The following is a 26,763-nucleotide window of genomic DNA, read 5'->3' as shown; positions in this document are numbered from 1 at the left end:
GCTTAACGCACAAACCACATCTGCTCAAGTCCTTTTCTGTCAGACAGCCGTCAGGCCGCCGTCGACCGGAAGGTCTATACCGGCGACGTAACTGCTTTGGTCCGAGGCGAGGAATAGAGCTGCGGCAGCGATCTCCTCGGGGCGCGCCAAGCGTGCCAGCGGCGTCATCGCAGTGATTTGGTTTCTCGCTTCGGCCGCGCCTTCTTTGGACGGGAACTGGTTGTCGAACATCGGCGTGTCGACCGCGCCAGGGCTCAACACGTTTGTCCTGATCCTCCGTTCCTTGAATTCGCTGGTCCACGTCCGAGCTAATGACCGAAGCGCTGCCTTGGTGGCGCTGTAGGTGCTGCGGCCCGGAAGGCCTTTGTTCTTCCCTGCGGACGCCACGAGGATGATGGAAGCACCATCATTCAGGTAAGGCAGCGCCTTTTGAACAGTGAAATAAGTGCCGCGGGCGTTGGTGTTGAACGTCTTGTCGAAATGCTCGGGCGTTGCCGTGTCGGTCATTTGCTTTTCGACGAAGGCCGCACCCGCAAAAATCACATCGATCTTGCCCTCCTTAGCAACGGCTTCGTAGAAACGGTCGAGATCATCGAGCTTTGAGATGTCGATCTTTACGCCGGTGACGTTCTTGCCGATCTCCGCGACGGCCCTGTCAAGCTCGGCCTGACGGCGGCCAGCGATGAATACATAGGCGCCCTCTTCAGCGAACCTCTTGGCCGTCGCGAGGCCGATGCCGGAGCTCCCCCCCGTGACGACGGCGATCTTGTTCTTCAATAAGGACATTTGTTACCTCTTTATTTGTGCGCATCGACTGCCGCCGAGTCCCGGCTTTGGCGCAACTCCTCCTTCAGTCGTCCCACCTCCTGTTCCAAGCGTTCGATGCGATCGAGCGTGTGGTCGAAGCCGGTGGATTCCATGGCTTGCAGGAAGGCCCAGGCAGTCGCGAGGGCGCGGCGAAATTTCCCCTGCTCTGGGATCGAATGGTTCGCTGTGTGTGTCATCAGGGGCTCCTCGAAATAATAATTGGCGCTGCGCGGAATCCTTCGAGCTAGACGGCCGTCAACGTATCGACCGCGCCAGGACTCAGCACGTTGGTTCCTTGTGGCTCAGGCCTCCTTCCTCTCGGCGCCGAAGACGAACATGAGGATTACGCAAGGGTCGTCCGAGCGGTTGTGGAATTCGTGAAAGGCGCCGTTCTGCACGAAGAAGTCGCCCTCTTTGGCGGTGGTCGTGTGCACTTGGCCGTCTTCTCCCGGATAGGCGATATCCACTTCGCCCTTGAGCACCACTGCGAGGTCGATGGTATCGGTCCGGTGCATTGAGCCACCGTGCTCGCCTTGGGTCATGCCTCCCCCGGTGCCGAAATCGATTTTGGCCATCAAGGCGCCGAGATCGGTCGCGCCCACTTTCTCGGGGGGAACGACTTGGAGATCGACTCGAACGGAGTCCTTTGGCCCAAAAATCCCAAGCCGCTTGTATTCACCGAGAACTTGATCAGGCGTAAGCGGCAGCTGGGGAATCTCGTCGAATCCCCAAATATTCGTGACTCTATCGGCGGTCTCGGTATCGAGAACATCGCTCACTTGCATGACGACGCCAGCTTTGCTCTCGGCACTTACGATTCTTCTCATCTTCATTTAACCCGGACTCCTCAGAGTTGCGACCAGCCGCCATCGACCGGAATCTCAAGGCCGGTCGTGAAGGTCGCGTCGAACGCGAGGAAGAGGACGGCCTTCGCGATCTCCTCCGAGGTCCCGAAGCGCTTCATCGGGATCATGCCGATCGTCTTCTCTCTGACTTGGGCGGCCACATTCTTATCGGGAAACACTTTGTCGAGGATCGGCGTGTCGATGGGGCCGGGCGACACCGCGTTAACGCGGATTTCCTGGGGAAGCAGCTCGGTGGCGAGCACTCGGGCGAACGACCGCAGCGCAGCCTTGGCGGCCCCGTATGTGGCTTGGCCCGGCAGTCCCTTGACGTTGGCCACGGAGGTCGTGAGGACGACTGAACCTCCCCGATTGATCAGCGGGGCGAGCTTCTGGATCGCGAAAAACGGTCCCTTTGCGTTGAGGTTGAACATCTCGTCGTAGATGGCCTCCGTCACGCTATCGAGAGGCGTTGGAATACTGAAACCTGCGTTGACGAAAAGCAGGTCAAAGGTGGCAAATTCGCCCTTCACCCGAGTGGCGAGAGCGTCGATGTCAGTCAACGAACGTGCGTCACTCGAAACCACGATTGCACTGCCGCCAAGCTCTTGCGCCGCCGATTCCAAGCCAGCCCGCGAGCGCCCCGTCAGGAGAACGCGCGCCCCTTCGTCAAGCAGCATCTTCGCCGTAGCAAGCCCTATTCCGCTGGTGCCCCCGATGATCACTGCCCGTTTTCCAACGTACTTTTTCATGCTTTTTCCTTCGCGACACTGAGTCACCCAGTTAATATTGAACTATCTTGTACAATAATCAGATGCGGAGGCGCTGTCGGTTTAGTTTTGAACTGTTTATTCAAAAACCGCAGAACCTCGTGGACGATCCGCAGCCCAACAATCACCTGCCGATCGAATCACGCGACAATTTCGCCGCGATCGGGGCTCCTTCCGGACACTTCCCTCAACCATTCCGGGTGAGGCAAGTCGATGCCGGAGACATTGACGACGGCCTGCCAAGCGGCCTCCTGGTTGGCGCCATCGTGGAGGTGTGGCTGGCGCTGCACCTCCATTGGGCCTGAGAACTTCCCTTTAGCCGATGCGTAGAATTGCCCTGAGAGGTCGGTTCCGAACTCCGACGCCTGGAGGTAGCGACGAGCCGCAGTCTCCGGCGTCTGATTCATGCCGGGAATGAGGTTCACGATCGGAATCATCAGATACTTCAACAAGGGTCCAGCGTTTCGCGCCACCTTGGTGGCATTCGACGCACCGGGCGAGACAGCGTACACGGCCATGCCGGAGGGTAGCCGGCGCGCTAGCGCCGCGACCCACCAAGCGACCATGAGCTTCGCGTCGGCATACGCATTGTTCGGCGAGTACTTCACGTACGGCCCGTTGCGAATTAGGGCCTCAACAGCGGCGGTTTGGTCACCCCCGAAGTATTTGTCCGCGAAGGCGGCCGCGTCGGTGTATTTGAACATCGGCACGCCGCCTCGAGCGGGCTCCGCGCTGGCGATAACGATCCGCACGTTGTTGCTCAGTAGCTTCGCGCGGAGCAGCCCTATAGTCAGTTGATGATGGCCGATCAGCGGGGCCTGAGAAGCCTCGATGCCCGCCGCAGTGATCACCCGCGCCTTGCCAGGAACCATCCCCGCATTGAGCAGCAGGAAATCGAGCGGCCGACCTCGCTTGACAAGCTCGGCGAGCGCGGACTGAACGCTGAGCGGCTTGTCCAGGTCCAGCTCCAAGGGCGTGAAGACCTTTCGTCTGGTCTCCGCCGCGAGCTGCTCGGCGGTTTCCTGGATCTGAGCTAGGCTGCGCCCAGTGATGATGATCTCGCGCCAACCCTCTTCGGCAAGAAGGCGAGCTGCCGCATGACCGAGCCCGGAGGTCGCACCGGTGACGAGGGCGATCGAATGTTCCATACGGACTCACCTTTGCCTTGAATTTAGAACTGTTTAGTATCATAATAGTAGCAACAATCTCTGTCAATGATTTTTGAACTACATGATTCAAAATAACGCTAAGCCACGCGGACGACCGCGCAGCTTCGACGAGAAGGGGGCGCTGGAAAAAGCGACTCAGGTGTTCTGGTCGAAGGGTTACGACGGCGTGACGATCGACGACCTTGTCGCCGGGATGGGCGTGGGTCGGCCTAGCCTGTATGCCGTCTTCGGAGACAAGCGGACAATATTCTTGCGCGCGCTTAGAGCATATGCAGAGGCGAAAGGCGCTCGCGCTGCGAAGGCGCTCTTCTCGCCACGGACTCTTCGCGACTCGCTGGCCAGCTTTCTGAGGCACGCCGTAGAAGCTGCGACCGAGGAAGGATCGGCGCCAGGATGTCTACTCGTGTGCGTCGCGCCTCTCGTGGACGACGCTGAGGTCAGGCAATTCCTGAGGGACGCTGCATCTGCCGGCGTAGCGCTCGTGGAACGTCGTTTCTGCGACGGGATCAGCGCGGGAGAAATCCCATCCGACTTTCCCGTAGCTGTGCGGGCGAGCCAGACCGTAGACCTTGCCCGAGGTCTGACGATGCGTGCGCAGATGGGTGCGCTGCGCAAAACGCTCATGAATGATGCAGAGGAAGCGGCGGATTTACTCGTCCTGCCGCGGCGTGGAAATGCGACGCTAGGAGGTTAATGCTCAATGGAGAGAGCAGCACCAGCTTTCCCCAGTTTGGACCTCACCCATTACTACTCTTTACTACTTTTGTAAAAAGGCTGCCCTAACTCTTGACACCGGACTGCATGGGGCCGTGTTGCAAATGGCGATTTCTATTCTTTTCTACTTTAGAAATCGATCGGGACGGATGCCCCTAACTCATTCGCGCGCGCAGGCGTGTGTGCGATGTGGGACGGTTGGGCAGCCGTCCCATCCTCTCAAGCTCCGTGGCCACCCAGTTCTTGAGCTTCCTGCGCTCTCTGAAGTTCTGGGTTACAGCCGCTTTACCTTCCGCCGTCTTTGGGCCAGTCGACATGCCGCCGTGCCATTTGCATCGGCCATTGGCCAGCCCGAGCGCACGGCAGGGACGTCCAGATTTGGTCCTGGCGTTGCATAGGCGCGGATCGTCGCCAGCGTAATCGGCAGGTATTCCCCGCTTTGTTTCACCCGGGCCTGAGTTGGGCTTCTTGCGGAGGATCTTCCAGTACCGAGGATCAGGTAGTTCTCGTGCTTGCTTCCTAGTCATCCCTGCGGCCCTCCTGTTTCGGTGGGCGTGCCGGTGCCCGGCGCGTAGAGATGGGTATGTGTATCGAACAACACTCCGTCGATCGTTAGGCCGCTGCCGTTGAGCTTGACCGTCTTTCCGCCAAAGGTCATCGTGATGCCGTCATCGTTGACGGTGAGCGATGCACTACCGCTCGTCGTTCGGATGATGGCGCCGTTTGGACCTTCGATCTGAGCAGCATTGGGATCGATCGGCGGCAGGTTCTTGTTGCTGAGCGGCAGAAAGACGAGCGTGGAGAGGTTGCCGCGCCTGACCATGCTGGCAATGCCCATGCCCATGCCGGTGACAGCAGCAAGGCTCACGTCACCCGGGATGGTTAGACCGAAATCGCCCACCTGCGTCGGCATGCGCACCCATTGGCTTTCTGCCTTGGGGATCGTGATTTGAGGGAGCGTCCATGGCGCTGAGTTCACTTCGAACGCAACTGTGACGATCGAGCCGTTTACTGCCACCACACGACACGGCAGTGCGCGTCCTGTGTTTTGTATGGCCTGCTGAGCACGATTGATTGCCAGGTCGTTGAGCGACTTCTGGAGCCATAGCTTTGAGGCGTTGTTGGCCATGATCAGCCTCCCGACACGCAGTTGAAAACGGTTGCCCAGTCTTGGCCTGATGGCGAACGGAAGTTTCCGATGTGGCGCAGCTCTGTCACCAGGAAGTTGCCCTGAAAGGTCGACGTGTTTTTCCCCGTTGAAGAAATGCCTGCACCATTCGATGCCAAAGCAGCGCCAGCTGATGCAATAACCAACCCCGGGAGGTTTTGTAACCCCTGCGGCATCGTTATCAATGCACCTACCTGCAGGTCCGCGCGCATCACGGTTTTCATCTGCATGGCGTTGGTTTCGATCCAGGTTGGCTGCCCAATCAGGTCTGTGAAATTGATCTGGATGGGCGATGGCTTATGCGTGGTGTCATAGATCACGAACTTCCCACTCTGCATAGTGATCGATACACGCTGCTTGAAGACCTTGTCTGTCAGATCCCCGATGTACTGTGCAAGCTGCTCGAGCGACGCGCAAAAATGGCATTCGAGCGAGTCAAACACCAAATTGGATCCGATGTTGATGCTGATCGGTATGCCTGGATACACAACCGATAGTGTTGCTTTCAATACGTCCGCCAGCGACTGCCCCGGCGCCCAGTTCACGACGTAGTTCCCGGGAAGATCCGTGGTATGTCCGGGCGGATAGATGATCAAGTCAAGGCGCATGTCGGTTCCCTCCCAGTTACCGAATGCCTGAAAGACTTGTCCTTGAAGGAGCATCCCGGCTTGATACGGATTGGCCAGCGGCAAGCCTTTCTTCATGCCACCGAGCACGGCGACGTTCATCCCGACAAATTGATATGCCTGACTGATGTCCTTGAGCGGTACGCCATGGATTGTGATGGTCATGCCTCCAGTGGGCACATGGTAGGGTGCGACCGGCATGTCGAATTCGACCTGGAGTGCACATGGGTCATATTTGCCATTGGGGTGTGACGTCCATTGACGAAATGGCGTCGACGCGCCTTGCTGAGTGAGTGTGAGGTCGTAGTACCGCATCGTTTATTGCTCCGGAAGTTGGACTCAACACTTAAGCGCTGGCGTGACTTGTCCTTGGTACGGCTGAGAACGGCAGCATCGGCCGCGGTGTGTGATCGGGCGCTGCGAGAAACTGCGTTGTCGCCTTGTCGAACCAGAGTGCAATCGACGGTTCGTTGCCTGTGGCGCGCTGCTTGAGCACGTTGAGGTACGTGCTGGCGGTGCCGATACGCTCAGGAACGGGGACGCCATCGCGCTCGAATATCTCCAGGGCGCGTTCGAGCGGCTTGTTGCGCCAGATCTCGATCACGGTGTCCGCCATGTCCGTGATCCCGCCGGAGCCCTTAACGGCCATCTTGCCGGCGGGCCGATCTTCCCCTTCACCCTTGCGCATGTGCGCGACGACCGCGACGTGTGTCGATTCCAGTCGGGCAAAGTCGGACAGCTCTTCGATGAAGCGCTTCTGTCCCGCGTAGTCGTCATCATCGAAACCGCATTTCGTCAGGTTATCGATGACGAAGAGCTCGATGTCGTAGCGACGCCGCGCGTAGCGGAAGACTTCCAGGATGCGCTGTGCCTTGGCTGAGCCGGCGACATCGAAGGCCCAGAGTTGCCCCTTAAGCGCGCGAACGATCGAGCGAATGTAGGTCTCGGTCGGATTCGGGTTACCGGCGATCTGCCGCGCCATGCGCATCAGCCAGACAGGCGTACGAAACTCCATCGAGGCGACGCAACAGCGGATGTCGTGCGTGGCCATGTCGCCGACCACCTGGGATATCACGGCACTCTTGCCGTGCCCGTTGACGCCCGCCCAGATCGAGGTCTCGCCGGCGCGGAGCAGCACCAGGTTGTGTGTCTTCTTCCAAGGCAGCCGCAGTCCGTCGTCGACACGGTTGAATTCGGCCCAGATGGCATCTTCGAAGTCCGCTGCCGGTTTGAGCTCGGACGGATCCAACGTGCGGGCATCTCGTAAGCACGCGGCCATGTCGGTGGGGGCGATGCCCTGCATGAGGCAGTCGTTGGCATCCTTGTGCGGCAACCGAACGATGCGGCAGCGCTCGCGCCCCAGCCGCTCGGCGATCTCGCGCTCTGCCTGCTGGCCAGGACCGTCGCTATCCAGCGAGAGATAGATCGTGTCGTACACCGCCAGCCGATCGAACTCCGAGGCGATCCACCCTTGCTTGGCGCCACCACCACCGCCCATCGGCACCGACAGGGCAGGAAAACCGTACGTGTGCCACGCTAGTGCGTCGAGTTCCCCCTCACAGATGATCACGCTGCGCGCGTCGTCGAACGTGGCCTGCCAGCCGAACAGGCTCGGCTCGCAGTCGGCGTCCTGGCGAAATGACTTGGGCAGTTTGCGGTACTTCGCCGCGATCAGCTCACCGTCGCGTAGGTACGGAAACATCAGCCAACCATCGCGGGTGGCGAGCCGGTACGCCTCGATCGTCTCTGGCGCGATCTTGCGCTCTTCGGTGAGCCAGGCGAGATGTTCCGGCGCCAGCCGCTTCACACCGTCGCGTGCCGGTCGGCTGTAGCGCTTCGCAGGCGGATCCAGGCGGTCTTCGCGGATGCCGAGGTAATCGAGCGCCTCCTTGCAGGCAGCGCGCAGCGTGAGCTTCTTGTTGGCCATCCAGAGGCCGACCAGGTCACCGCTCTCGCCGGTGCTGAAGTCGCTCCAGACGCCCGCCTTGTCGCCGGTGAGGTGCACGCCGAGGGATTGACCCGCTTCGCCATCGGCCGAGCCAGCACGCCACTCCTGGCCGATGCGCTTACCGTTCGGCAGCAGCATGCGCACAACGCCGTCGACCTGAGCGGAAAGCCGCTGCGCAATCTCGGTCGCGCGCATTAGATCGCCCTCCGCAGCATGTCGCTGCTGTCGGCACCGGATACCCCGCGGCTCGCATCATGGCCCTGATGCGGAGCAAGCCGGATCTCGTCCTCCCAGCGTCGTCCGTTGAGCCACGTCGCGGCGTGCGGCACGAATTGACCGCCATCGCGCTGCCATTGCTCCGACTGCCGCTGGCGATTCACTGCAGCGAGCATCACGCCGAGCAGATCGTGATCGGGTGCGAGTTTGACGAAGGCCTTGACGGCCGCCTGTTTGCCCTGGTGCTTGGGATAGATCGACCAGAACTGTTCGAACTCAGCAGGCGGATTTTCGACACGTCGCGCAGCTGGCTGCGCAAGAGTGGGTTCTTTCTGGGTTGGGTTGGGTAGGGTTGGGTTCTGGTTGGCATACCGTTCCGAAACGGTTTGCGAAACGGTTTCCAATACCGTTCGATCTTCGATGCTCCACTGCGTCGAAAACTCAAGCATGGTGCGGGCTACGCGTACTTTCGCCTCACCCTTGGGCAACGATTCGAACTCGGCAAAGCGAGCCTTAGCGATGTTCCCGTTGGCGATGCGATTCCAGCGGAGGAAATTCGGGGTGAAGACAACCCCTTCGAAACGGTATGCGAAACCGTTTCGAGACAGTTCCGCAAACCCTTCCGAAACCGTTTCGGCATCCCATCCAAGGTCAGCCATGATGTAGCCGTCTGGCAGGCGATAACAGCCAAGGCCATTGGCGTGGGGACCGGTTAACAGATACAGCGCGAGCAGCTTCGCGCTATCCGTCCACGACTGCGCGTCAGGCGATTGCCAGAACGCGGATTGGACCTGGCCGTATTCGCGCATCACACGCTCCGCAGGCTTAGGACCTGAAAAGCTGCGGTTACGGCAAATGCAGGAAGCCAGCCATGAAGGAAGGCAAGCATCAGGGCTGATTTGATTTGGCGGCGAGCACGTTGCGCCATGCGCGCTTCCATTCGCGCCACCTGGCTGGGCGAACGTTCGGCGATCGCCTCGCGTAGCTGTTCCCAGTGCGTCATAGCCGCATCGTGGTCGCCTCCTGCGTGAGCGCTCGCACAGGCCCGACCCAGGCGGCGAATGCGCTGCTCGTGCTGCATGTCGCGGATCAAGTCCAGGGAGTTCATGCCGCGGCCCTCGCGATGAGGGCGCGGATGTCCTCAACCTTCCAAGCTGTGATGCGCTCGCCAAGCTTCACGGGTTTCGGGTAGCGCCCAGAACGTATGCCGGCCCACCAAGTGGACTTGCTCACCGGGATAAGAGCGGGGATACCTGGTGCACTGTCAGTGGCAGGTTTGCCAACGATCTGCGGTAGGCGCAGATAGCCGGTTTCGGGGATTTGACTCATGTTGTCCAGCTCCGTCGCGTAAAGGGCAGAGTCAGACTAGAAATATCGGTAGTGCGGTATCCGTAGTTACTGTTTTACGATCCGTAATTACGGCTTAGCGATTGGGGTCCAGGTCTCGAGCCTCCCTCAATACATCTCGGATCGTGCTTTCTTTGGGGCCATCAAATCCAAGTTCCTGTATCTGCCTCTCAATCGGAACAGCTGAGCCTCGCTCTTTGAGTTTTGCAAGCTCAGTCAGGGCACGAATGATACGAAGCATGCTGGTGCGCTCGCGCGATCCCAAGGCCAAATCCACATCGCTAGTCACCGCTTGAGTGCTCGCCTCAGCTGGTAGATCGACATGCCCTATTACAACTAGGCCAGCGGGGTACACGCCACGGGGCGTGTTTTGATCCTCATCGACTCCGATGAGCCCATGCTCTCCGTTGCCTAGGTATACAGTAGGCAGTCCCGCACTCGACTGTATCGGAGTGGGTGGACGAATTCCGGCTACGTAAACCCGTACACGGCGCGCCTTAACACCGAGGGTGACCGTAATCGAACTTGGGATGATGGCAACGACTGAACCGTTCGCGAAGTGAACGTTGCCGCTGGTGCATGAGATTGTTGCTGAATTGCCGCCAACCCCAAACGAAAGCGAGCAACCTGTCAGATTTCCTACAACGTCCATATGCGCCCTTCCATCGCCCTTCGAATGGGAGCCGCGCCAGCCGGGGAAGGTGCCCGACGTTCGGATGGCCGTCCTAGGCGCGGCATAACTTAGTGCTCGAGCTTCTCTGCCGATCGTACCGCCTCACGCGCAGCACGAAGCAGCCAATCTTCACTATAGACCGTACCAATCCGCAGGGTGATTTGATGCTCGACCTTCTTCCACGCGCTAAGCACATCCAGTCCCTGACGGAGGAAATGCTCAAACAGGTACTCGTCCCATCCAGTCCAATGGGGGCGAGTGCCTGTCTCTTCGAGTTCCATCACCTCTAGCAGTTGCTGCTCGGCTGGTGATGGAAATTCGCTGTCCACGACAGGCGCCACTCGCGCGCGACGGCCCGACGGAAAGGGAATGATCTTCGCGGTCATTGCTTCACCTCCAAAGCTGCGGAAGTGACAGTTCCTTTGCCGCCTTGAAGTAACGTGAGCTTTGGCCTGCTTGGTTTTACGTCTGGCCATATCTCTGCCAGCACCGCCATCAGTTGGCAAATTTTTGCCTCATCAAGCTGCAACTTGCGCGGGCCGATTTGAATCGTGTCGTTGCCGTTCATAGCTCACCCCTCTGCACTCAGTTCAATGAGCCACCGATGCCATTGCGGCAAAGGTGGCGGACGTGCAGGGTTGGCGAACCGGGAAATAAGGAACCCGGCCAGCCCGAAGGCTGCCCAGCACGCCCGCCGCAGAAGCGGGCAGTACGCAACGGGCACAAAAAAAGCGCCATCGGCGCCGTTGCGCCTTATTTATCTCAGGTCGCCAAACCTGGCCCATGAATTTGCACGGGCATGTGCAGATTGCTCTCGTCGAATGACGGCGTCAAGTGGGTCCAAAACAGCTCTTGCTCGTGGACTGGCGTGGCTCAGGTAAAGTCTTGCCGAACACCACGATGCGATGCGCGAGGCAGTCCATGGAAGAAGGTGTACGGACTATTAAATTCAGGAAAGAGCTCGCGGAAAAAATTCCGCGGTTTCCCAACAACAAAGAATCTCTTGAAGAGCTCATGGAGTGCTCACTAGCTACGCTGTTCGTGCATTACTTGAGCTGGGCAGCTCGTTTCGTCAGGCCACAAAAACGAAAATCCGTAGTGTCGAAAGAGGTTCTTGCAGATCCTCGTTGGTTGCGTTTGCGTGCCGAGATCGAAGGTCTGCTGCAAAAGTCCGAACGTGGTGAGCCTCTGCATCCACATCTCTCAGAAAAAGTTATTAAGCGTGGCTTCGCCGCCAAGGCTGCCAGGGATTCTTCTCCAGCATCAAGATGGGAAGACAAGGATCAAATCCTGAATACGATGGGATTTCATCACTTTCATTTATCCTCGGACGTGCGCGACAACGGCATGACAGGACGCACGAAAGACATCCTGTTCGCCGAGATCGACAATGAGACGTTTACGGCGGTTGCTATCGTTGATCACTCGGTGTTTGAAAGCGACCTGCAAGATGGTCGATTGACCGCTGAACGGGAAAAGCTATGGAACATTTCCATTAGACGTAAGACGGAAGGTCTGCCTGAGGGAACCGGTATTTTTCCTTACCTCATTTCATCATCCGGACACAACGCACTAATCGTTATGTCAGCGATGCACTTTTCCAGAGTGATAGAAGAACTGGACCCCAAGCTTGAGGACAACGCTTTTATTGACCAACTTTACGCAGGGGCCAACCGAGAGCGACCAAGGAGCCCGAGACTCAGGTGGTCGATGAACCATATCGACCTCGGAATCGCCGACTCTAAAGACCTTTTCTTCACTGTTGCTTTCGGTAAGTCCTAACCTGCAATAAGATCGTCAACCTTCCATGAGTTGTATTATTGCTATTCCAGTACCGACGATTGCGACTACCACTCCGACCCATGTTGCAATGAGTGTTCTCCTGGCAAGCATGTCGGTTGACTGTGCTAGCGTCGCTTGCGATCGAACAAGCTCTTCGGCCATGAGCTGATCTCGATAGACTTGCAAAAGTCCGCGCACACGGTCGCGAGCAGCGCTTGGAATATAGTCGCTACCTTTGAAAGACAAGATTGCTTGCGTCAGAGTAGGTGCATTCGGATCAATCTCCTCGATTGCCTGTGCTACATACTCGCCTTCATTTGGCTCTTGATTGCGCGAAATGATTTGCTTGAGGCGAGCGACCAAGGCGTTCACCTTCTCGTGCTCAACGTTCGAAATGGCCATGCGTGATTTCCCCTTCTGTTTTTTGCGATGATGGCGCGGGGGTTACAGAATGGCTACAGGGCATGATCGGAGTATCGGCAGTGCACCTGATGCCCCCAGCAATTGGCCGAGAAATATTTCGACAAGGCGAGCAAACCTTCAGAGGTGACGATGCGCCGCTGGCTCAATGACGGCAAATTGCCGGGCCGCAAGATCGGCGGGACCTGGTACGTCGACGAGCACGCATGGCTAGCGGATGGGAACGAGTTGGTGCTTCGAGTGTTGGAAGACCAATAAACCGAGCTAGTTACCGGCTCTGCCGCCCGCATCATAGGAGCTTCGATGAGCATCTGCTTATCCCGCGATGAACTCGCCGAACTGTGCCGGACAAGCCGCAAGGCTGGCCAGATTGCATTCCTTCGCCTCAACGGCATTCGCCACTACCTAGATGCCTATGGGTGGCCGGTAGTCACTCGTGCGGCCATTGGCATTCCGCAGGAAAGCGACGCTGCGCCTGCTCCAAGGTGGCGTCCGAATAAGTGTGCATCGGTTCGTTAACTTGACGCTTGGCCTATCCCTTTCGGGGGCCACGAGCTTCGTCCGTTCCATGTTTTCAGGACGGCTCTAAACTTCACTTCGAAGGTGCCCAACGTCCGTTTGCATCGTAGTTGAAAGATCGTTCGTAACCAAATGCGTTCCAAACCATATCGAACAATGGTCTCATCTGTTCGGTGAGATTTTGAGACCAGTCCTCCATGAGCAATTCCGGGAAGATCAATGCTTCGCGATCAAGCACAACTCTTCTTCCCAGAATGCGCCTTGCGTGGATGCTGAGGTGATACCCAGACACTTTTAGCATAGACATGAAGACGTAAACTGGCGACGCTAAGCCAAGAGCGCGCAAAGCTTCCAGGTATTCCTTGAGCACATCAAGAACATGATCCTCATAATAGCTCGGCAAGCCTTTCTCACCGTCAGACTCAGGCCACACTTGGGCTGCCTCAATAATTCCGTTTCGAAATAACAATGCGTAGCTTTCTGAAAAGCCATCGCGAACGATTCTATGAGTAAGACGGCCCTCAAGATTGAACCTTTGGCTATGGCCACCGTTCCCTGGTGGAACAATTTTTTGAAATGCCTCCACCAAGCGTTGCTCACGGGAAGCCAGATCGATACGAAAGTCGCTTGTAAATGACTGCAGCGGCATAACGTGAAAGACAACACGAGCCCCATCCTGCAACGGGGTTGGAGCTTCACCGCTCCCGATTGCAAGCAAACGACCGGCGCGAAATGAACGTACTCTTTCTGCAATTGAATCAGAAAGGGTGAATGCTTGTCGCAACTCGCCCACATCAAGCGGATAAACACCAGCTGCATTTCTTCCGTAGAAGTGTGCATGTCCACCAGCGGTGACTCGATGTGGTGCGTTCCAACTTTTAGCAACGCGAATTACTAATACTTCACCACCTGCGGCAAGTGAAACGAACTTATAGTGAACTCCCGCAAGTCTCGGGGACACTCCCTCGGCACCTAAGCTCTCTAGCCGTTGCAGCACCTGATCCGCGGATGGCATTGTCAATGCACGCAAATGTCGCGGGACCCCATCTATGGCCTCCACGCCATAAATCAGATCACCACCTTGCGTATTGGCGAGAGCCGTAACCGATTTCAGGAATTTCACCTTCCCAGCGTCACCGGCATCGGGCAGTTCACGCTTGTACTCGATACGCTTGCTTTCGACTATGGCCGCTTCAATTAAATGCAGCAAATCGGCTTCGGTAATCGAATCAATAGGCTTTGCGATCACGAAATTGTCCTATCTGATGAAGCGGAGGTCTACTGGATTATCGGAGCGCAGGGTTAACCGTCTAAGTAGGGTGCCATGTTGCACTTCTATGCAGCTTCCTTACTCTGAGACGGCATCGTGCAGCCGTGATCCACCCCTGTGGCTATCAGCTTATGTAGGAAAAACCCTACAAAGACAACACAGAAATTCTGACTGCGGCTTGCTATAAAGACCATCACAAATCGTTCACTGACCGCCAGTCATGTTGCACCGGTTTGTCGCATGTAACAGGGGAAGGAAATGGACTTTATTCGACGGCTACTAATAGTGGCCGGGCTCGGCATGTTGAGCCTTGGTTTGATTGGTCACGCGGACGCGCAAACAAACACGGGTGGCATTTACAACACCCAAGCGGAGGCTTTAGCCGCGTGCACCGCGCAGAATCCTGCCTATGTGTATCAACCGGCCCCCGCACCAGGACCAAACTATACCGACGAATTCTTCACGCTGGCCGGCGGCGCCTGTACTCAGACCATTCCACCACTTTACGCATACCAAGCATTGTATACGTGGTGCAACGGTTTTGGGTCCTGCGATACGTCTGCGCAAGCTTACTGTTTTCCTGAAGGCGACTGCGGTTTTTATACGTTCCTTTCATCCAGTACAACAGTGGCCGGAAAAAACGCCGGCAGCGATAGTTGTGGATGTCATGAGGGTAATCCCGGTAGCGGAGATAGCGCTGCTGGAAGCAGTGCGACAGGTGGTTCTGCCACGTTGGTTGGTGACCCTATCAATGCCTCGACTGGTAATAGTTACCTACAACAGGATGACTACCCTGATGGCGGCTGGTTGGCGCTGCGTCGCTTTTACAATGGAGTTGCACCTTCAGTTCCTACTGCGATCGGTCCACGTTGGCGCCAAAGCTTTGATCGCTCGCTAGAGATCACCGGTTCGCCGGCAACGTCGATCGTCGTAGCGCGCCCCGATGGTTTTCAAGAAACGTTTACGAAGACCAATGGTGTCTGGACAAGCGATCCAGATATAAATGACAACCTTACCGAAACAGATAACAGTTCAGGTGTAGCAACAAGCTATACCGTTTTCATTGCGGGTCTGCGGCACTATGAGACGTATAGCGCCAGCGGCGTACTGCAGACCGTTACTGATGAGACGGGGCAAGGCATCACGTTGACTTACAGCACCGTCTCGACCCCGTCCTCTGTGGCGCCATCAGCTGGATTGTTGCTCACGGTGGTCGATCCAAAGGGACGTCAGCTCAATTTCTCGTACAACGCCAATGGCAACATCTCACAGGTCACACTGCCCGATGGTGGCAAATTAAAATACGCCTATAACAGCGATGCCAGCGGCAGCACCATGCTTTCATCAGTGCAGTATCCCGACGGCACATCCCGGCAGTACGTTTACAACGAATCTTCACTAACAGGTGGGGCGAGCCTGCCAAGCATTCTGACCGGCATCATTGATGAAACTGGTACACGTTACGAGAGCACAAGCTACAGCAGCACTGGACAGGCGACGTCGTCTTACCTCGCCGGTAACGTCAACACGACGCAGGTGACTTACAACAGTGACGGAAGCGCATCGGTCGCGTACCCTCTGGGTCTTACGTCCAAGATGACGTTCTCGACCGTGCAGGGCGTCAACAAAGCAGCATCCCTGAGTCAGCCTTGCGGCCCACAATGTGACCAGCCCTGGGCGAGTGTGACTTACGACGGGAACGGTAACCCGCAGACATCTGTCGACTTCAACGGCAATACCACTGCGACGACATATGACAGCGTGGGGTTGCTTACCCAACAGATCGACGCCCAAGGCACCAACAGCCAGCGCACCACCGCCATCAATTGGAACACCACACTACGCGTTCCGCTCACGCGCGCCATCAGCGACGCTAACGGCAATCTCGATAGCAGCACGCAATGGGTCTACAACGCCGCTGGCCAAACGCTCGCGCACTGCGACATCGATCCGACCAATAGTGCAGCGACGGGTTACACCTGCAGCAACATCGGCACCGTGCCCGCTGGTGTTCGTCGCTGGACCTACACCTATTGCACCGCCGTTAATGGGACGAACTGTCCGTTGGTGGGCCTGCTGCTTACGACCACCGGCCCGCGCGCGGATCTGGTACAAACCACGTCTTACAGTTACTACATGACCAGCAGTGCGACTGGCTGTGGTACACCCGGCGATGCGTGCTATCAAGCGGGCGACCTGCACACCGTCACCGACCCCTTGGGCCGCGTCACCACTATCGCTTCCTACGATGCCGACGGTCGCGTCACGCGCATCACCGACCCTAACGGCGTCAATACCGACATGACCTATACACCGCGCGGCTGGCTGTCAACGCGCACTGTTGGCGGTGCCAAGACGACCTTCGGCTACATGCCGTATGGCGCTGTGCAAACGATCATCGATCCCGATGGCTTCACGACCACCTTCGGTTACGACGCCGCACATCGTCTCAACAAGATCACCGACGCGTTGGGCAACTACATCCAATACGGACTCGATGCGGCTGGCGACAAAACGGGTGAGCAGATCTACGACGCGAACGGCACCCTGCATAAGAGTCTGAGCCGCACCTTCAACACCCTGGGTCAACTCACCAAGGTCGTCGATGGCCTAAGCCAAACCGTCTTCACGGCCAACTACAGCGACAGCTACGACGCCAATGGCAACCTGGTGCACACCGCCGATGCGATGGGCATTCAGCAACATCGAGGCTACGACGCCCTCAATCGTCTGACCCAGACTATCGACGATTACGAAGGCACTGACGGTCTTACGCCTAACACCACAGTTAGCCAGACGCATGACAGCTTGGACCGTGTTACTCAGGTGACGGACCCAAGCAATCTCAATACCACCTACCAGTTCGATGGCCTTTCTGATGCCAAAGACCAAACCAGCCCGGATACGGGTACGACCTCACGCACCTTCGACGCGGCTGGTGATGTGCTCACCAGTACCGACGCCAAGGGCATCGTCGCCACGAACACCTACGACGCGCTGGACAGGCTGATTTCCACCACTTACCCCGACACCACCCAAAATGTCACGTACAGCTATGACGACAACAACGTTATCACCGGTTGCCTTGGCACCTACCCGATTGGCCATCTGACGCGAATCATTGAAAACACAATTACGACCGTTTTTTGCTACGACCCTCGCGGCAACGTCGTTACGAAGAAGCTGACGACGAGCGCTGGGACGGTGGGCACAACCTTTACCTACACGGCGGCTGACCGTTTAAGTGGGATCACCTATCCAAGCGGTAGTCAGGTCAGTTACACGTTCGATGGAGATGGTCGCGTTAGGACCATCAATCTGACACCGAATGCTGGAAGCGCTGCCGCGGCCGTCAGTAGCGTTACCTACGAGCCCTTTGGCCCGGTGCTCAGTTACACGTTGGGTAATGGTCAGACAGTCACGCGTAGTTACGATGCCAACTATCGCCTTACCGATATCGCCAGTAATGCGTTCAGTCTGCATGTGGCGCGTGACGCCATGGGCAACATCAAAGCGCTGGGTAATGCACCGGGCGCGAATCCAGCTACTGAGACCTACATGTACGACCCTCTGTATCGTCTCAACACCGTGACCGAAGCGAGCGGCACCGTACTGGAAGCGCTAACGTATAACCCAACAGGTGACCGGCTGAGCAAGACAGGTGACGGCCTCGCTACCGGCGCCTACACATACAACCCTGGCACACATCAATTAACTGCGACGGGCAACGCTGCACGAGCCGTTGATGCGGATGGCAATACGACCAGTATTGCCCAAGCCAGCGAGACGTATGGTTTTGGTTACAGTGCCAGAAATCGTATGACGGTGGCGCAGGCCGGTGGGACAACGGTCGGAACGTACACCTACAACGGGCTTGGCCAGCGAATCGGCAAAGGGACCACGGGACTGCTTTTCGACTACGACCAAGCCAATCACCTGATTAGCGAATACGTAATTGATAAATACGGTAGCCAAACTCGCGAATATGTCTGGCTCAACGACATTCCGGTAGCAGACGTCGATGGAATCGTTGACCCTGCACTTGGTGGGCACTGTGGCCTTCTTGGCCCCTGCACCACAGATGCGACATCATCTGTCAACTACATCTACGCAGATCAGCTAGGTACTCCACGGGCTGTGGAAAATAGCTCGGGCACAGTTATCTGGCAGTGGGCATATCAGGGCAATCCGTTCGGTGAGCTCGCACCCACTTCAAGCGTTGGATATACGCTCAACCTTCGCTATCTCGGCCAGTACTTCGATGTAGAGACCGGGCTCGTCTACAACGGGTATCGCAACTACGACCCGACGACGGGGCGTTACATTGAGAGTGATCCGATAGGGCTCAGTGGTGGGGCAAACACATACGCCTACGTGGATGGCGACCCAGTTGGCCATACGGATCCGTTGGGGCTTTCGCCTCCAGGTAGACCTCCGCCGATGGGGCCATTCTTGCCGCCGCCGGACTTGCTGCCACCGGGCGCGGAATGGGTGCCGCCGCTACCGAACATTTTTGGAAGAAATACAGCGAATCAAGCGCAATGCATGACCAAGTACCAAGATGACTTGGAATCCAATGCGGACATCATGGGGGACGCATTGAATGATTGTGCAAACAGCGTACCTGCCCAGGACGACCCAAACGGGCTAGTCACATGCAGACTTGAGGTTGCAGCGATGTGGGAGGCTGCAGACTACACGGCGCGGAAGCGGCGAGATGCTTGCATGAAATTGTGCAAATAAGACAGCGAGGTCAGTTCGTCATGAAGAAAGTTTCCGTTGTTTATGCTGCTTTAGTAATAATCATTCTTTCAAGCGCAGCCTTTTTCGCCGGATTGCATTGGAAGGATCATGAAGTTGGGGTGCAGCTGACTAGTGCGCTGGGCACACAGCTTGTATGTGAGGCCAGCAGCTTGAAAGATGACGTAGCAGTCGCTTCGCTTCTTGATAATGAAAATAGCAGTGACGCGAAGGACATGCTGGTAACCGGAATCAAATCGAGGGTCGTCAAGCTAAAAGCTTTCGGACCATATTTAAACAAGAGAGATCAGGCCATGACCATGGATGCACTGCAAGATGGCGAAAAATATCTCTCTTTGAATCGTCCTCGCTGATTGGATCCAGACCGCCAAACCTGACCTAAACCATCATATTTAAGTCACGCGGGCAAATGCCGATATAGGAGAACCATTCTTGAGAGGACGGTGACATGAGGAAGATCGTGCCCATGGTTCTAGCTATCTGTGCTGTATCCGGCTGCACGACCGCGGGAACCAACATGCGCCAGTGCTCTGCACAAATGAGCATGGCTTGGCCGTCGGACAAAATCGTAGACAAGCACGCGACATCTGTCGGCAATGGACAGCTTGTCTATGTGACCGGCACGATCACTGATGCTGGGTTCTGGAAAGAGAATGTTCCGGCGAAGGTTCAGTGCACATTTCGAGGAACACATCTCGAAGACTTTCATTGGGTATCGCCACCTAGCCTGGCAAATGGCGCACAGCGTGTCCGTCAGCAGCAATGAGCTGCGTCGAAACATTTCGTCTTGCCCTGCGGGACCGCTATCACTAAGCATGAAAAACCCCGCCGGAGCGGGGTTCGTAGCCTAGGGCCTAGCGCGCGTTAATGAACCTTCGAGTCCTTCTTTTCGGACTTTGCCTGAAACATGGCTTGCACGGCTTGAGGCGACCCCTGAATCGTTACGGTATTTGAAGCCGCGGCATCTATGGCGGCGACGTGTTGCGAATTCGCCGGCGGAGCACCAGCCTGTTTGGTTGCGGCCAGGTCAATTGCGCGCTGAACATCCGATTTAATCCCCGAAAGATTGCTGTTAAGTAGCGATCCGCCGGCAAATATTAGGCTTGCGAAGCCAAACAAGAGAGCAATGACTGTCCCTAGCATCCATCGAGTGAGTGCCGTATCAGTCTTTGAAATGTCGCCGCGGATTCCCTCCATATCGCTCTTGGTGGCCAGAGTCGGAAGGATCGTGTCTAGGCGCGTCTCTAGGGTAGTGAGTCGCTTTTCCATGTCCCCATCATTGGAGCCTCCGCCCGCGTTTGCAAGCTTCTGGTCTCGAAACTGCTGCATGGAGCTTGTCATTCGTCTTCCTTATGTTCAGCAGCGCTCTTAGCAACTGCCTTCTGTCCTTCCTCGGAATTGAACCACTTCGTCATCGTGTCCAGCAGCACGAATTTTGTATTCGCGCACGTTCCGCAACTCACCCCAATGACCTTCCAGGATTTCGAAGTCGCCAGGCCCTCCTTGTCCATCAGGGTCAGCGAGTTATAGGGGTAATCATCGCTCCGCAGGAGGGTCCAGTTAGAGGTTTTGCAGACTTCGCACTTATAGTCGCGCCACTTCGCCATTAAGTAGAGCCGCGGGGCACTAAAGGCGTTCGGTTTTTGTTCGTCGTCCATGGGCCGCCCTTATTGATCCGTGAACATGCCGGCGGTTGCCTGCGAGGTTGTGTTACGCGATAGAGCGAAACTCGCTTGCGCGGCACCGTTTGCCAGGAGCGGCTCCGCTATGACATTAGGCTTCATATTTTTCCCCTCAGCGTTCCCTGCTCAGCTGGGTCGGTCAACCCCGTCACGCCTTTGCCCTGCGGCGGAGTGGAACTACATTGGCCCCGCTGCGGTTGCCGTCGATCATATCAGCCCAAGTCTGCAGCAGCACTCGCCGCTCCTCCAGGTACTGCGCGCGGTGATACGCGGCACGTATCTTGTCCGCCGGTACATGGGCCAGCACTCGTTCAATCACGTCTGGGTTGTGGCCAAGCTCATTCATCGTTGTGCTGAAAGTCGCGCGGAACCCGTGCGGAGTGACCTCGCCGGGCTGATAGCCCATGCGGCGCACGATCATCAGCAAAGCATTCGCGGTCAGCGGCTCCTTGGGCTTGGAAGGACTCGGAAAGACGAGCTCACCGCCACCCGAGAGCGACTGGGCACGCTCCAGCACTGCCATTGCCTGCCGGCTCAACGGCACTAGGTGCTCCATCCCGGTCTTAGTACGCTCACCCGGGATGCGCCACAGATCCGCGCGCATATCGACTTCCGGCCAGCGCATACCGCGGACCTCGCCGGAGCGCGCTGCGGTCAATATGAGTAGCTCCATGGCGCCCCTTGCCTCGGGACCAGCGCCGACCTTTTCGAGGCTGTCTAGGTAGTCCGGCACCTGATCGAATGGGAGTGCAGCATGGTGCTTCACTCTCCGTGTCTTGATGACGCCAGCGAGCTCGCGCGCCGGATTGCTATCGCAACGCAAGCTGCGCACACCCAGCGCGAATATCGCCGTCATTCGCTGCAGGCAGCGCTTCGCCTGGTCGAGCGCGTCTCGCGCCTCCACCTGCTTTGCCACCACCAGCACCTCATGTGGGGAGATCTCGCCGATCGGCCGATCGCCGAGCGCTGGCAGAATGTCGCGGTCGAGTTGGGACTGCACTCGCGTTGTGTGCGATGGGCGCCAGCTCCCGCGGTGCAGTTCTATCCACTCTGCAGCAACGGCCCTGAAGGTATTGGCCGCGGCAACGACCGCCTGGGCTTTCACCTGCTTGCGCAGTGAGGCCGGGTTGACGCCGGTGCGCAGCCTGGCGCGCGCCTCATCGCGGAGCTGCCGAGCCTCTGCCAGGGATACGTCCGGCCACGCGCCCAAGCTGAGCATTTGCTCTTTGCCGGCGTACCGATAACGGAAACGCCAGAACTTTCCGCCATCTGGTTGCACCAGCAAGGTCAGTCCAAGCCCATCGGCCTTTTTGTAGGGCTTGGCCTTGAGTGGAGCGTTCTTGATCTGCGGCACGGTCAGCATGAGTAGCCTCGCATCACTTACCCACAATCTACCCACAATAAGTGCTGGATGCAATAGAACAGTATTGGACTGTATTGAACAAATGTCGCACAAAATAAGGCCATTTATTGCATTTCAGTGGACGATTCTGGACACCATTGTACAACAGTTCGATTCCGTCTCCGGGCACCAGCTCAATGAGACGCCAGCAAGGCGCTTACCGATGCCCGTGACACGCATGGCGCCGAAACCCCTAAGCCAGCGATAAGTAAGTCTGGGCAAGCTTGGCAAACCTACCCAACGAGCCTGACCCATGCGTCGACCTCTGACCATCGCCGTACTTGCATCGCTGACCTGCCTTGCCGCCGTACCTTGCACAGCGGCGAGCAATGCGCCATCCACCATCAAAGTCATCAATCGTCTGACGCTCGGCGGCGCTGGCGGCTGGGACTACCTCAGCTTCGATGCGCAGCGCCGGCATCTGTTCGTGAGCCGTGGCGACCGTGTCCTGGCCATCGACGTCGACGGCAACAAACAGATCGGCACGATTCCGGACACCACCGGTGTGCATGGCATTGCCATCGCACAGGACTTGCATCGCGGGTTCACCAGCAATGGCAAGGCCGACTCCGTGACTGTGTTCGACCTGGACAGCCTCAAGACCGTTGCAACCATCAACGGCACCGGACAAAAGCCTGACGCGATTCTTTATGACACCGCCTCGCACCATGTATTCACCTTCAATGGCAAAAGCGGCAACGCCAGCGTTATCGATCCGGCAAAAAATGCTGTGATCGCTACCATCGCCCTGCCCGGTAAGCCTGAATTTTCCGCGGCCGATGGTAAGGGTCATGTCTTCGTCAATATCGAAGACAAGTCCGAACTCGCCGAGATCGATAGCGGCAGCAACAAAGTACTGCACGTTTGGCCGCTAGCTCCCTGCGAATCGCCGAGCGGTCTGGCGATCGATGCCGTGCATCAGCGATTGTTTTCCGTTTGTGACAACCGCACCATGGCGGTGATAGATGCGCAAAACGGTCACCACGTGGCAACCGTCGCGATCGGCGATGGTCCGGATGCGGTGACGTTCGATCCTGCAGACAGCATGGTCTACAGCTCCAACGGCGAAAGCGGAACGCTCACTGTTGTGCACGAAGACGATCCCGATCATTACAGCGTGGTCGCGGACGTTCCTACGCAGATCAGCGCACGCACGCAGGCACTGGATCCGCAGAAGCACCGCGTTTATCTGTCATCGGCACAGCTCGGCACCAACAAGGACGCGCATGGCCGTCCGCAGCAGGTACCGGACACGTTTGCCATTCTGACTGTCGGCAAGCCCTGAGTGTCTCAGCATGCAGGTCCCCTCCCGTTGATGGGAGAGGACCTGCGTAAAACGATTAGCTGTGCGTTGTTGTCGTCTCGGCAACAGGAATGGCCACACGCACACGCAAACCTCTCCCTGATGGCGCGTCAAGCAATTCGATCGTCGCATCATGCAGCTGCGCTGCACGCTGCACGATCGATAGGCCTAGTCCGTAACCGTCGCCACTGCTGCTGGCTTCGCGATGAAAGCGCGCAAACACACTCGCGCGGCGTTCGGCGGGAATACCAGGACCATTGTCGATAACTTCGATCACCGTGGTATTCGCATTGCGCCCCAGCGACAACTGCACCTGCCCGCCCGCGGGCACATGATGCATCGCGTTCTCGATCAGATTACGCAACAGCGCGGCGAGCGCCGCTTCGTAACCCTGGATCTTCAAAGTCGCGTTGTGTTCGACAAAAGCGAACTCCACGCCGCTATCTCCGAGGAGAGGCGCCAGCTCGTCGATCACATTCATTGCGACCACGACCAGATCGACCTCACCACGCTGTCCTGCCGCAGCGCCCGCCTCTAGTCGCGCAAGCGCCAGCAATTGTTCGATGCGTCGAGCCAGTCGTGCCAGACCCCATTGCGCACTCACCAACGCGGTCTTCGTATCGGGAGCAACATGCGTGGATAACGCGCCATCCAGATGGATCATGGTGGAGGCCAGCGGCGTGCGCAGCTCATGCGCAACATCAGCACTGAAACGACGTTCGCGCTCCAGCGCGTCTTCCAGACGTTCCAGCTGAGCGTTCAGCGCACCCACCACCGGCTGCAATTCCTGCGGCGCGCGCTCTAGCTGAATCGGTTGACGGCTACCGGGAGCGCGCGATGCGAGCGCCTGTGTCAGTCGCTGCAACGGACGCAGACCGCGTCGCACCGCCCAACCCACGAGTAACGCCAGCAGCGGTAAGCCCAGCAGCAGCGGCATGGCGAGATCAAGCCACAACGCATGTGTGATGTCGCGCCGGCTGTCGTCGCGCTCACCCATGCGGATCACGACGCCGCCGGCATCGTCGACCAGCGTAAAGACACGCCATCCGTAGTCGTTGAAATGATAATTCTCGAATCCGGATATCGGAGTATTTGGCAAGGGCAGCTGCGCCAGATTGGCGGTGGCCAGGCGCATGCGGCCATGCATGTCAAATACCTGGTAGCCCACTTCCACCTCATACGTGCGCCCATGCATCAGCCGTTCTTCATCCTCGCGCCCGATGACCGGTACCACTAGCGATCCCTGCTCAGGCCGGCGCACAGCGTCGATGCCGGCATGCTGGATCAGCACATCCAGCGTACGCGCCGATTGGGCCAGGCGACCGTCGAGCAATTCGTGCGTTTCGGTCAAAGTGCGTCGATAGCTGTAAAGACCTAGCGGCAGCAGAACAGCGACCAGCACGGCAATGATCATCCAGCGCAGACGATCGCGCAGACTCAGCGGCCTCACGTCGGATCCCTTGGAATCATGTAACCCACACCACGAATGGTTCGAATAGCGTCAAAGCTCAGCTTCCTCCGCAATGCATGGATCTGCACTTCCAGAGCGCTGCTGCCTACAGAGTTGTCCAGCCCGTACAGGGAGTTTTCCAAGTGTTCGCGGCGCACGATGCGGCCGGCGCGCTCCATCAGTATGCGTAGCAGCGAGAATTCACGGCGAGTGAGCTCGACGCGCTTGCCACGATATTCGGCTTCCGACGTTCCGATATCCAGGCTGATCACGCCGACGTCGATACGATTCGCCGCGAGTCCCTGTGCACGTCGCGTCAACGAACGGATGCGTGCGCTGAGCTCGTCCACATGAAAGGGCTTGACCAGGTAATCGTCCGCACCCGCATCGAGACCGCGCACGCGCGCCTCCAACGCATCGCGTGCTGTCATCACGATGACGGGTGTGTTGACATGAGCGCGACGTGCCTCGGCCAGCACCTCCAACCCGTCCTTGCTCGGCAAGCCCAAGTCCAGCAGGACGAGGTCCGCGGTCTGATCGCGCAAAGCCACCAGCGCTTCGCGCCCATCGCGCAACCACGTGACCGCATAGGAGAGCTGCTCCAGCGCTTGCTGGATAGCCGCCCCCAATTGCAGATCGTCTTCGACCAGGATGATGTGCATAACGTCTTTCCTTCGCCCGACCGCACTATAAGGCACTGTCTCTACGGTCGATTGTGCAGAGATTAGCTTAGAGCGGTCTTACCTTAGATTGCTGCTTCCTTCCTGGCTTGGAGCGATCAGAACAAGGCAATCGATCGTCGGCATAGCGGTCACGTAAACTGCTCGCGTTGCCGCTACGGGAGATACCTATGAAAGCCCTGCGATTCAGCCGTTACGGCGGCCCCGAGGTCATGGAATACGTCGACGTCGCCACGCCTCGCATCGAAGCGGATTCGGCATTGGTGCGGATTCATGCGGCCTCTGTGAATCCCAGCGACGTCAAGAATGTTTCCGGTCATTTCTCCCAAACGGTATTGCCGCGAATTCCCGGGCGCGATTTCAGCGGAGTGGTCGAGCGAGGGCCGGAAGCATGGCTGGGTATGGAGGTATGGGGCACCGGCGGCGACATCGGCTTCACCGCCGACGGGACTCATGCCGAATATATCCTGGTGCCGGTCAACGCACTGGTGCGCAAACCCGCTGCACTGAGTCATGAGCAAGCCTCGGCGGTCGGCGTCAATTTCGTGGTGGCATGGCTAGGCACGGTGGATTACGCGCAATTGCGCGAAGGCGAAACGATCGCCGTAGTCGGCGTCGGTGGCGGTGTCGGCGGCGCGGTCACGCAGATCGCCAAATCGCTCAACTGCCGCATTGTCGGTATCGATCGATCGCCTGTAGATGCAAACTCGCCGGCAGGAAAGCGCATTCACGCATTCGTGAATTTCGACGAGCACACCGTGGCCCACGTGCGCGATCTGAAGGGCCTTGCCGATGGCGTCGATGTGGTTTTCGACAGTGTCGGGGGCATCGCATTCGAAACCGCCCTTGGATTGGCAAAGCGGCGTGGTCGAGTGGTCGAGATCAGCGCGACGGGGCACCGTCGGGTCGACTTCGATCTGATCGACTTCTATCACAACGAAACGCAACTGCTAGGTGCCGACAGTGCAAAGCTCGGCATCGTGGAATCTGCACGGCTGATGCGCGCTATTACACAAGGCTTCGACCACGGCAAATTCGATGCGCCGTTGATCTCCCATCGTTATGCCCTGGCTGAAGGGCGAGAAGCTTATGAAGCCGTCGCCAAGGGCACGCCGGGCCGCGTCGTGTTGGTACCTTGATTGGCCAAACGCGACCCAAACTGTCGCTTTGGTGGAATGTCCGGCCATGGTTGCCGGCTGGCAGCAAATCACCGC

At 57.7% G+C, this 26,763-nt stretch carries 30 protein-coding genes; 9 read left to right on the top strand and 21 right to left on the bottom strand.

All coding sequences use genetic code 11. The features are described from left to right. Window positions 1-39: 39 nt before the first annotated feature. The 5 genes from QQL64_RS03710 to QQL64_RS03690 all read right to left on the bottom strand — a co-directional run bounded on the left by QQL64_RS03710 (window position 40) and on the right by QQL64_RS03690 (window position 3,567). On the bottom strand, window positions 40-786 hold the full coding sequence (locus tag QQL64_RS03710) for an SDR family NAD(P)-dependent oxidoreductase (RefSeq protein ID WP_284395987.1): 747 nt from the start codon (window positions 784-786) through the stop codon (window positions 40-42). Window positions 787-797: 11 nt separating this feature from the next. Continuing rightward, window positions 798-1,004, bottom strand: a complete 207-nt coding sequence (locus tag QQL64_RS03705) for a hypothetical protein (RefSeq protein ID WP_284395986.1) — start codon at window positions 1,002-1,004, stop codon at window positions 798-800. A 105-nt stretch (window positions 1,005-1,109) separates the two neighbouring features. Continuing rightward, window positions 1,110-1,640, bottom strand: a complete 531-nt coding sequence (locus tag QQL64_RS03700; protein WP_284395985.1) for a cupin domain-containing protein — start codon at window positions 1,638-1,640, stop codon at window positions 1,110-1,112. Between the two features lie 14 nt (window positions 1,641-1,654). Beyond that, the gene (locus tag QQL64_RS03695) at window positions 1,655-2,401 is read right to left on the bottom strand and encodes an SDR family oxidoreductase (RefSeq protein WP_284395984.1); all 747 of its coding nucleotides are present in this window, start codon (window positions 2,399-2,401) and stop codon (window positions 1,655-1,657) included. Window positions 2,402-2,559: 158 nt separating this feature from the next. Next, a complete protein-coding gene (locus QQL64_RS03690) occupies window positions 2,560-3,567 on the bottom strand; it encodes an SDR family NAD(P)-dependent oxidoreductase (protein WP_284395983.1) in 1,008 nt (335 codons plus the stop codon). Window positions 3,568-3,649: 82 nt separating this feature from the next. Here QQL64_RS03690 and QQL64_RS03685 point away from each other — a divergent pair, with 82 nt between their 5' ends. Continuing rightward, complete coding sequence (locus QQL64_RS03685; RefSeq protein ID WP_284395982.1) at window positions 3,650-4,282, top strand: TetR/AcrR family transcriptional regulator; 633 nt, start codon at window positions 3,650-3,652, stop codon at window positions 4,280-4,282. A 175-nt stretch (window positions 4,283-4,457) separates the two neighbouring features. Here QQL64_RS03685 and QQL64_RS18235 read toward each other — a convergent pair whose 3' ends face one another. The 9 genes from QQL64_RS18235 to QQL64_RS03645 form a co-directional block, all read right to left on the bottom strand. Next, the gene (locus QQL64_RS18235) at window positions 4,458-4,829 is read right to left on the bottom strand and encodes an HGGxSTG domain-containing protein (RefSeq protein ID WP_404601088.1); all 372 of its coding nucleotides are present in this window, start codon (window positions 4,827-4,829) and stop codon (window positions 4,458-4,460) included. Beyond that, window positions 4,826-5,431 carry a hypothetical protein gene (locus tag QQL64_RS03680; RefSeq protein WP_284395981.1) on the bottom strand — a complete coding sequence of 202 codons (606 nt, stop codon included), beginning with the start codon at window positions 5,429-5,431 and terminating at the stop codon, window positions 4,826-4,828. Before QQL64_RS03680 ends, QQL64_RS18235 begins: the two co-directional genes overlap by 4 nt. A 2-nt stretch (window positions 5,432-5,433) precedes the next feature. Next, window positions 5,434-6,411, bottom strand: coding sequence for a hypothetical protein (locus QQL64_RS03675; protein WP_284395980.1), 978 nt, complete (start codon window positions 6,409-6,411; stop codon window positions 5,434-5,436). A gap of 31 nt (window positions 6,412-6,442) precedes the next feature. Beyond that, window positions 6,443-8,239, bottom strand: a complete 1,797-nt coding sequence (locus QQL64_RS03670) for a toprim domain-containing protein (RefSeq protein WP_284395979.1) — start codon at window positions 8,237-8,239, stop codon at window positions 6,443-6,445. Next, the gene (locus QQL64_RS03665; protein ID WP_284395978.1) at window positions 8,239-9,069 is read right to left on the bottom strand and encodes a hypothetical protein; all 831 of its coding nucleotides are present in this window, start codon (window positions 9,067-9,069) and stop codon (window positions 8,239-8,241) included. Before QQL64_RS03665 ends, QQL64_RS03670 begins: the two co-directional genes overlap by 1 nt. Further along, entirely contained in the window at window positions 9,069-9,368 is a 300-nt protein-coding gene (locus QQL64_RS03660; RefSeq protein ID WP_284395977.1) for a hypothetical protein, read from the bottom strand. The genes QQL64_RS03665 and QQL64_RS03660 overlap by 1 nt, the downstream gene beginning before the upstream one ends. Beyond that, window positions 9,365-9,589, bottom strand: coding sequence for a helix-turn-helix transcriptional regulator (locus tag QQL64_RS03655; protein ID WP_284395976.1), 225 nt, complete (start codon window positions 9,587-9,589; stop codon window positions 9,365-9,367). The genes QQL64_RS03660 and QQL64_RS03655 overlap by 4 nt, the downstream gene beginning before the upstream one ends. 759 nt (window positions 9,590-10,348) lie before the next feature. Next, a complete protein-coding gene (locus QQL64_RS03650) occupies window positions 10,349-10,666 on the bottom strand; it encodes a hypothetical protein (protein WP_284395975.1) in 318 nt (105 codons plus the stop codon). Then, complete coding sequence (locus tag QQL64_RS03645) at window positions 10,663-10,848, bottom strand: hypothetical protein (RefSeq protein WP_284395974.1); 186 nt, start codon at window positions 10,846-10,848, stop codon at window positions 10,663-10,665. The genes QQL64_RS03650 and QQL64_RS03645 overlap by 4 nt, the downstream gene beginning before the upstream one ends. A 353-nt stretch (window positions 10,849-11,201) precedes the next feature. Between QQL64_RS03645 and QQL64_RS03640 the strand changes: the two genes are divergently transcribed. Beyond that, window positions 11,202-12,062, top strand: coding sequence for a hypothetical protein (locus QQL64_RS03640; RefSeq protein ID WP_284395973.1), 861 nt, complete (start codon window positions 11,202-11,204; stop codon window positions 12,060-12,062). Window positions 12,063-12,077: 15 nt separating this feature from the next. On the opposite strand, the gene QQL64_RS03635 is transcribed toward QQL64_RS03640, so the two are convergent. Then, window positions 12,078-12,464, bottom strand: coding sequence for a hypothetical protein (locus QQL64_RS03635; RefSeq protein ID WP_284395971.1), 387 nt, complete (start codon window positions 12,462-12,464; stop codon window positions 12,078-12,080). Window positions 12,465-12,566: 102 nt separating this feature from the next. On the opposite strand from QQL64_RS03635, the gene QQL64_RS03630 reads away from it, so the two are divergent. Both QQL64_RS03630 and QQL64_RS03625 read left to right on the top strand, forming a co-directional pair. Then, a complete protein-coding gene (locus tag QQL64_RS03630; protein WP_284395970.1) occupies window positions 12,567-12,740 on the top strand; it encodes a helix-turn-helix domain-containing protein in 174 nt (57 codons plus the stop codon). A gap of 45 nt (window positions 12,741-12,785) precedes the next feature. Then, window positions 12,786-13,001: a DUF4224 domain-containing protein gene (locus tag QQL64_RS03625; RefSeq protein ID WP_284395969.1), complete on the top strand. Its 216-nt coding sequence runs from the start codon at window positions 12,786-12,788 to the stop codon at window positions 12,999-13,001. Window positions 13,002-13,074: 73 nt separating this feature from the next. On the opposite strand, the gene QQL64_RS03620 is transcribed toward QQL64_RS03625, so the two are convergent. Then, entirely contained in the window at window positions 13,075-14,250 is a 1,176-nt protein-coding gene (locus QQL64_RS03620; protein WP_284395968.1) for an AlbA family DNA-binding domain-containing protein, read from the bottom strand. A gap of 279 nt (window positions 14,251-14,529) precedes the next feature. Between QQL64_RS03620 and QQL64_RS03615 the strand changes: the two genes are divergently transcribed. The 3 genes from QQL64_RS03615 to QQL64_RS03605 all read left to right on the top strand — a co-directional run bounded on the left by QQL64_RS03615 (window position 14,530) and on the right by QQL64_RS03605 (window position 19,798). Next, window positions 14,530-19,014, top strand: coding sequence for an RHS repeat-associated core domain-containing protein (locus tag QQL64_RS03615; protein WP_284395967.1), 4,485 nt, complete (start codon window positions 14,530-14,532; stop codon window positions 19,012-19,014). 20 nt (window positions 19,015-19,034) lie between these two features. After that, window positions 19,035-19,385 (top strand): hypothetical protein, encoded by a 351-nt coding sequence (locus QQL64_RS03610; protein ID WP_284395966.1) that lies wholly within the window; start codon window positions 19,035-19,037, stop codon window positions 19,383-19,385. A 95-nt stretch (window positions 19,386-19,480) separates the two neighbouring features. Further along, entirely contained in the window at window positions 19,481-19,798 is a 318-nt protein-coding gene (locus tag QQL64_RS03605; RefSeq protein WP_284395965.1) for a hypothetical protein, read from the top strand. A 98-nt stretch (window positions 19,799-19,896) separates the two neighbouring features. Here QQL64_RS03605 and QQL64_RS03600 read toward each other — a convergent pair whose 3' ends face one another. The 3 genes from QQL64_RS03600 to QQL64_RS03590 form a co-directional block, all read right to left on the bottom strand. After that, window positions 19,897-20,373, bottom strand: coding sequence for a hypothetical protein (locus tag QQL64_RS03600; protein ID WP_284395964.1), 477 nt, complete (start codon window positions 20,371-20,373; stop codon window positions 19,897-19,899). Next, window positions 20,370-20,690, bottom strand: coding sequence for a hypothetical protein (locus QQL64_RS03595; protein ID WP_284395963.1), 321 nt, complete (start codon window positions 20,688-20,690; stop codon window positions 20,370-20,372). Before QQL64_RS03595 ends, QQL64_RS03600 begins: the two co-directional genes overlap by 4 nt. 172 nt (window positions 20,691-20,862) lie before the next feature. Continuing rightward, on the bottom strand, window positions 20,863-22,077 hold the full coding sequence (locus QQL64_RS03590) for a tyrosine-type recombinase/integrase (RefSeq protein WP_284395962.1): 1,215 nt from the start codon (window positions 22,075-22,077) through the stop codon (window positions 20,863-20,865). 292 nt (window positions 22,078-22,369) lie between these two features. Between QQL64_RS03590 and QQL64_RS03585 the strand changes: the two genes are divergently transcribed. After that, window positions 22,370-23,401: a YncE family protein gene (locus tag QQL64_RS03585; RefSeq protein WP_284395961.1), complete on the top strand. Its 1,032-nt coding sequence runs from the start codon at window positions 22,370-22,372 to the stop codon at window positions 23,399-23,401. Between the two features lie 55 nt (window positions 23,402-23,456). Here the strand turns inward: QQL64_RS03585 and QQL64_RS03580 are convergent, their stop codons facing one another. Continuing rightward, entirely contained in the window at window positions 23,457-24,869 is a 1,413-nt protein-coding gene (locus QQL64_RS03580; protein WP_284395959.1) for a sensor histidine kinase, read from the bottom strand. Then, entirely contained in the window at window positions 24,866-25,531 is a 666-nt protein-coding gene (locus tag QQL64_RS03575) for a response regulator (protein ID WP_284395957.1), read from the bottom strand. Before QQL64_RS03575 ends, QQL64_RS03580 begins: the two co-directional genes overlap by 4 nt. Window positions 25,532-25,719: 188 nt before the next feature. On the opposite strand from QQL64_RS03575, the gene QQL64_RS03570 reads away from it, so the two are divergent. Then, complete coding sequence (locus QQL64_RS03570; RefSeq protein ID WP_284395956.1) at window positions 25,720-26,688, top strand: quinone oxidoreductase family protein; 969 nt, start codon at window positions 25,720-25,722, stop codon at window positions 26,686-26,688. Window positions 26,689-26,763: the final 75 nt, after the last annotated feature.

This window comes from Dyella lipolytica, from assembly GCF_030160075.1.
Lineage (GTDB): Bacteria > Pseudomonadota > Gammaproteobacteria > Xanthomonadales > Rhodanobacteraceae > Dyella_B > Dyella_B lipolytica.
Note: the sequence above shows the minus strand (reverse complement) of the source record. Positions and strands in the feature narration are given on the sequence as shown.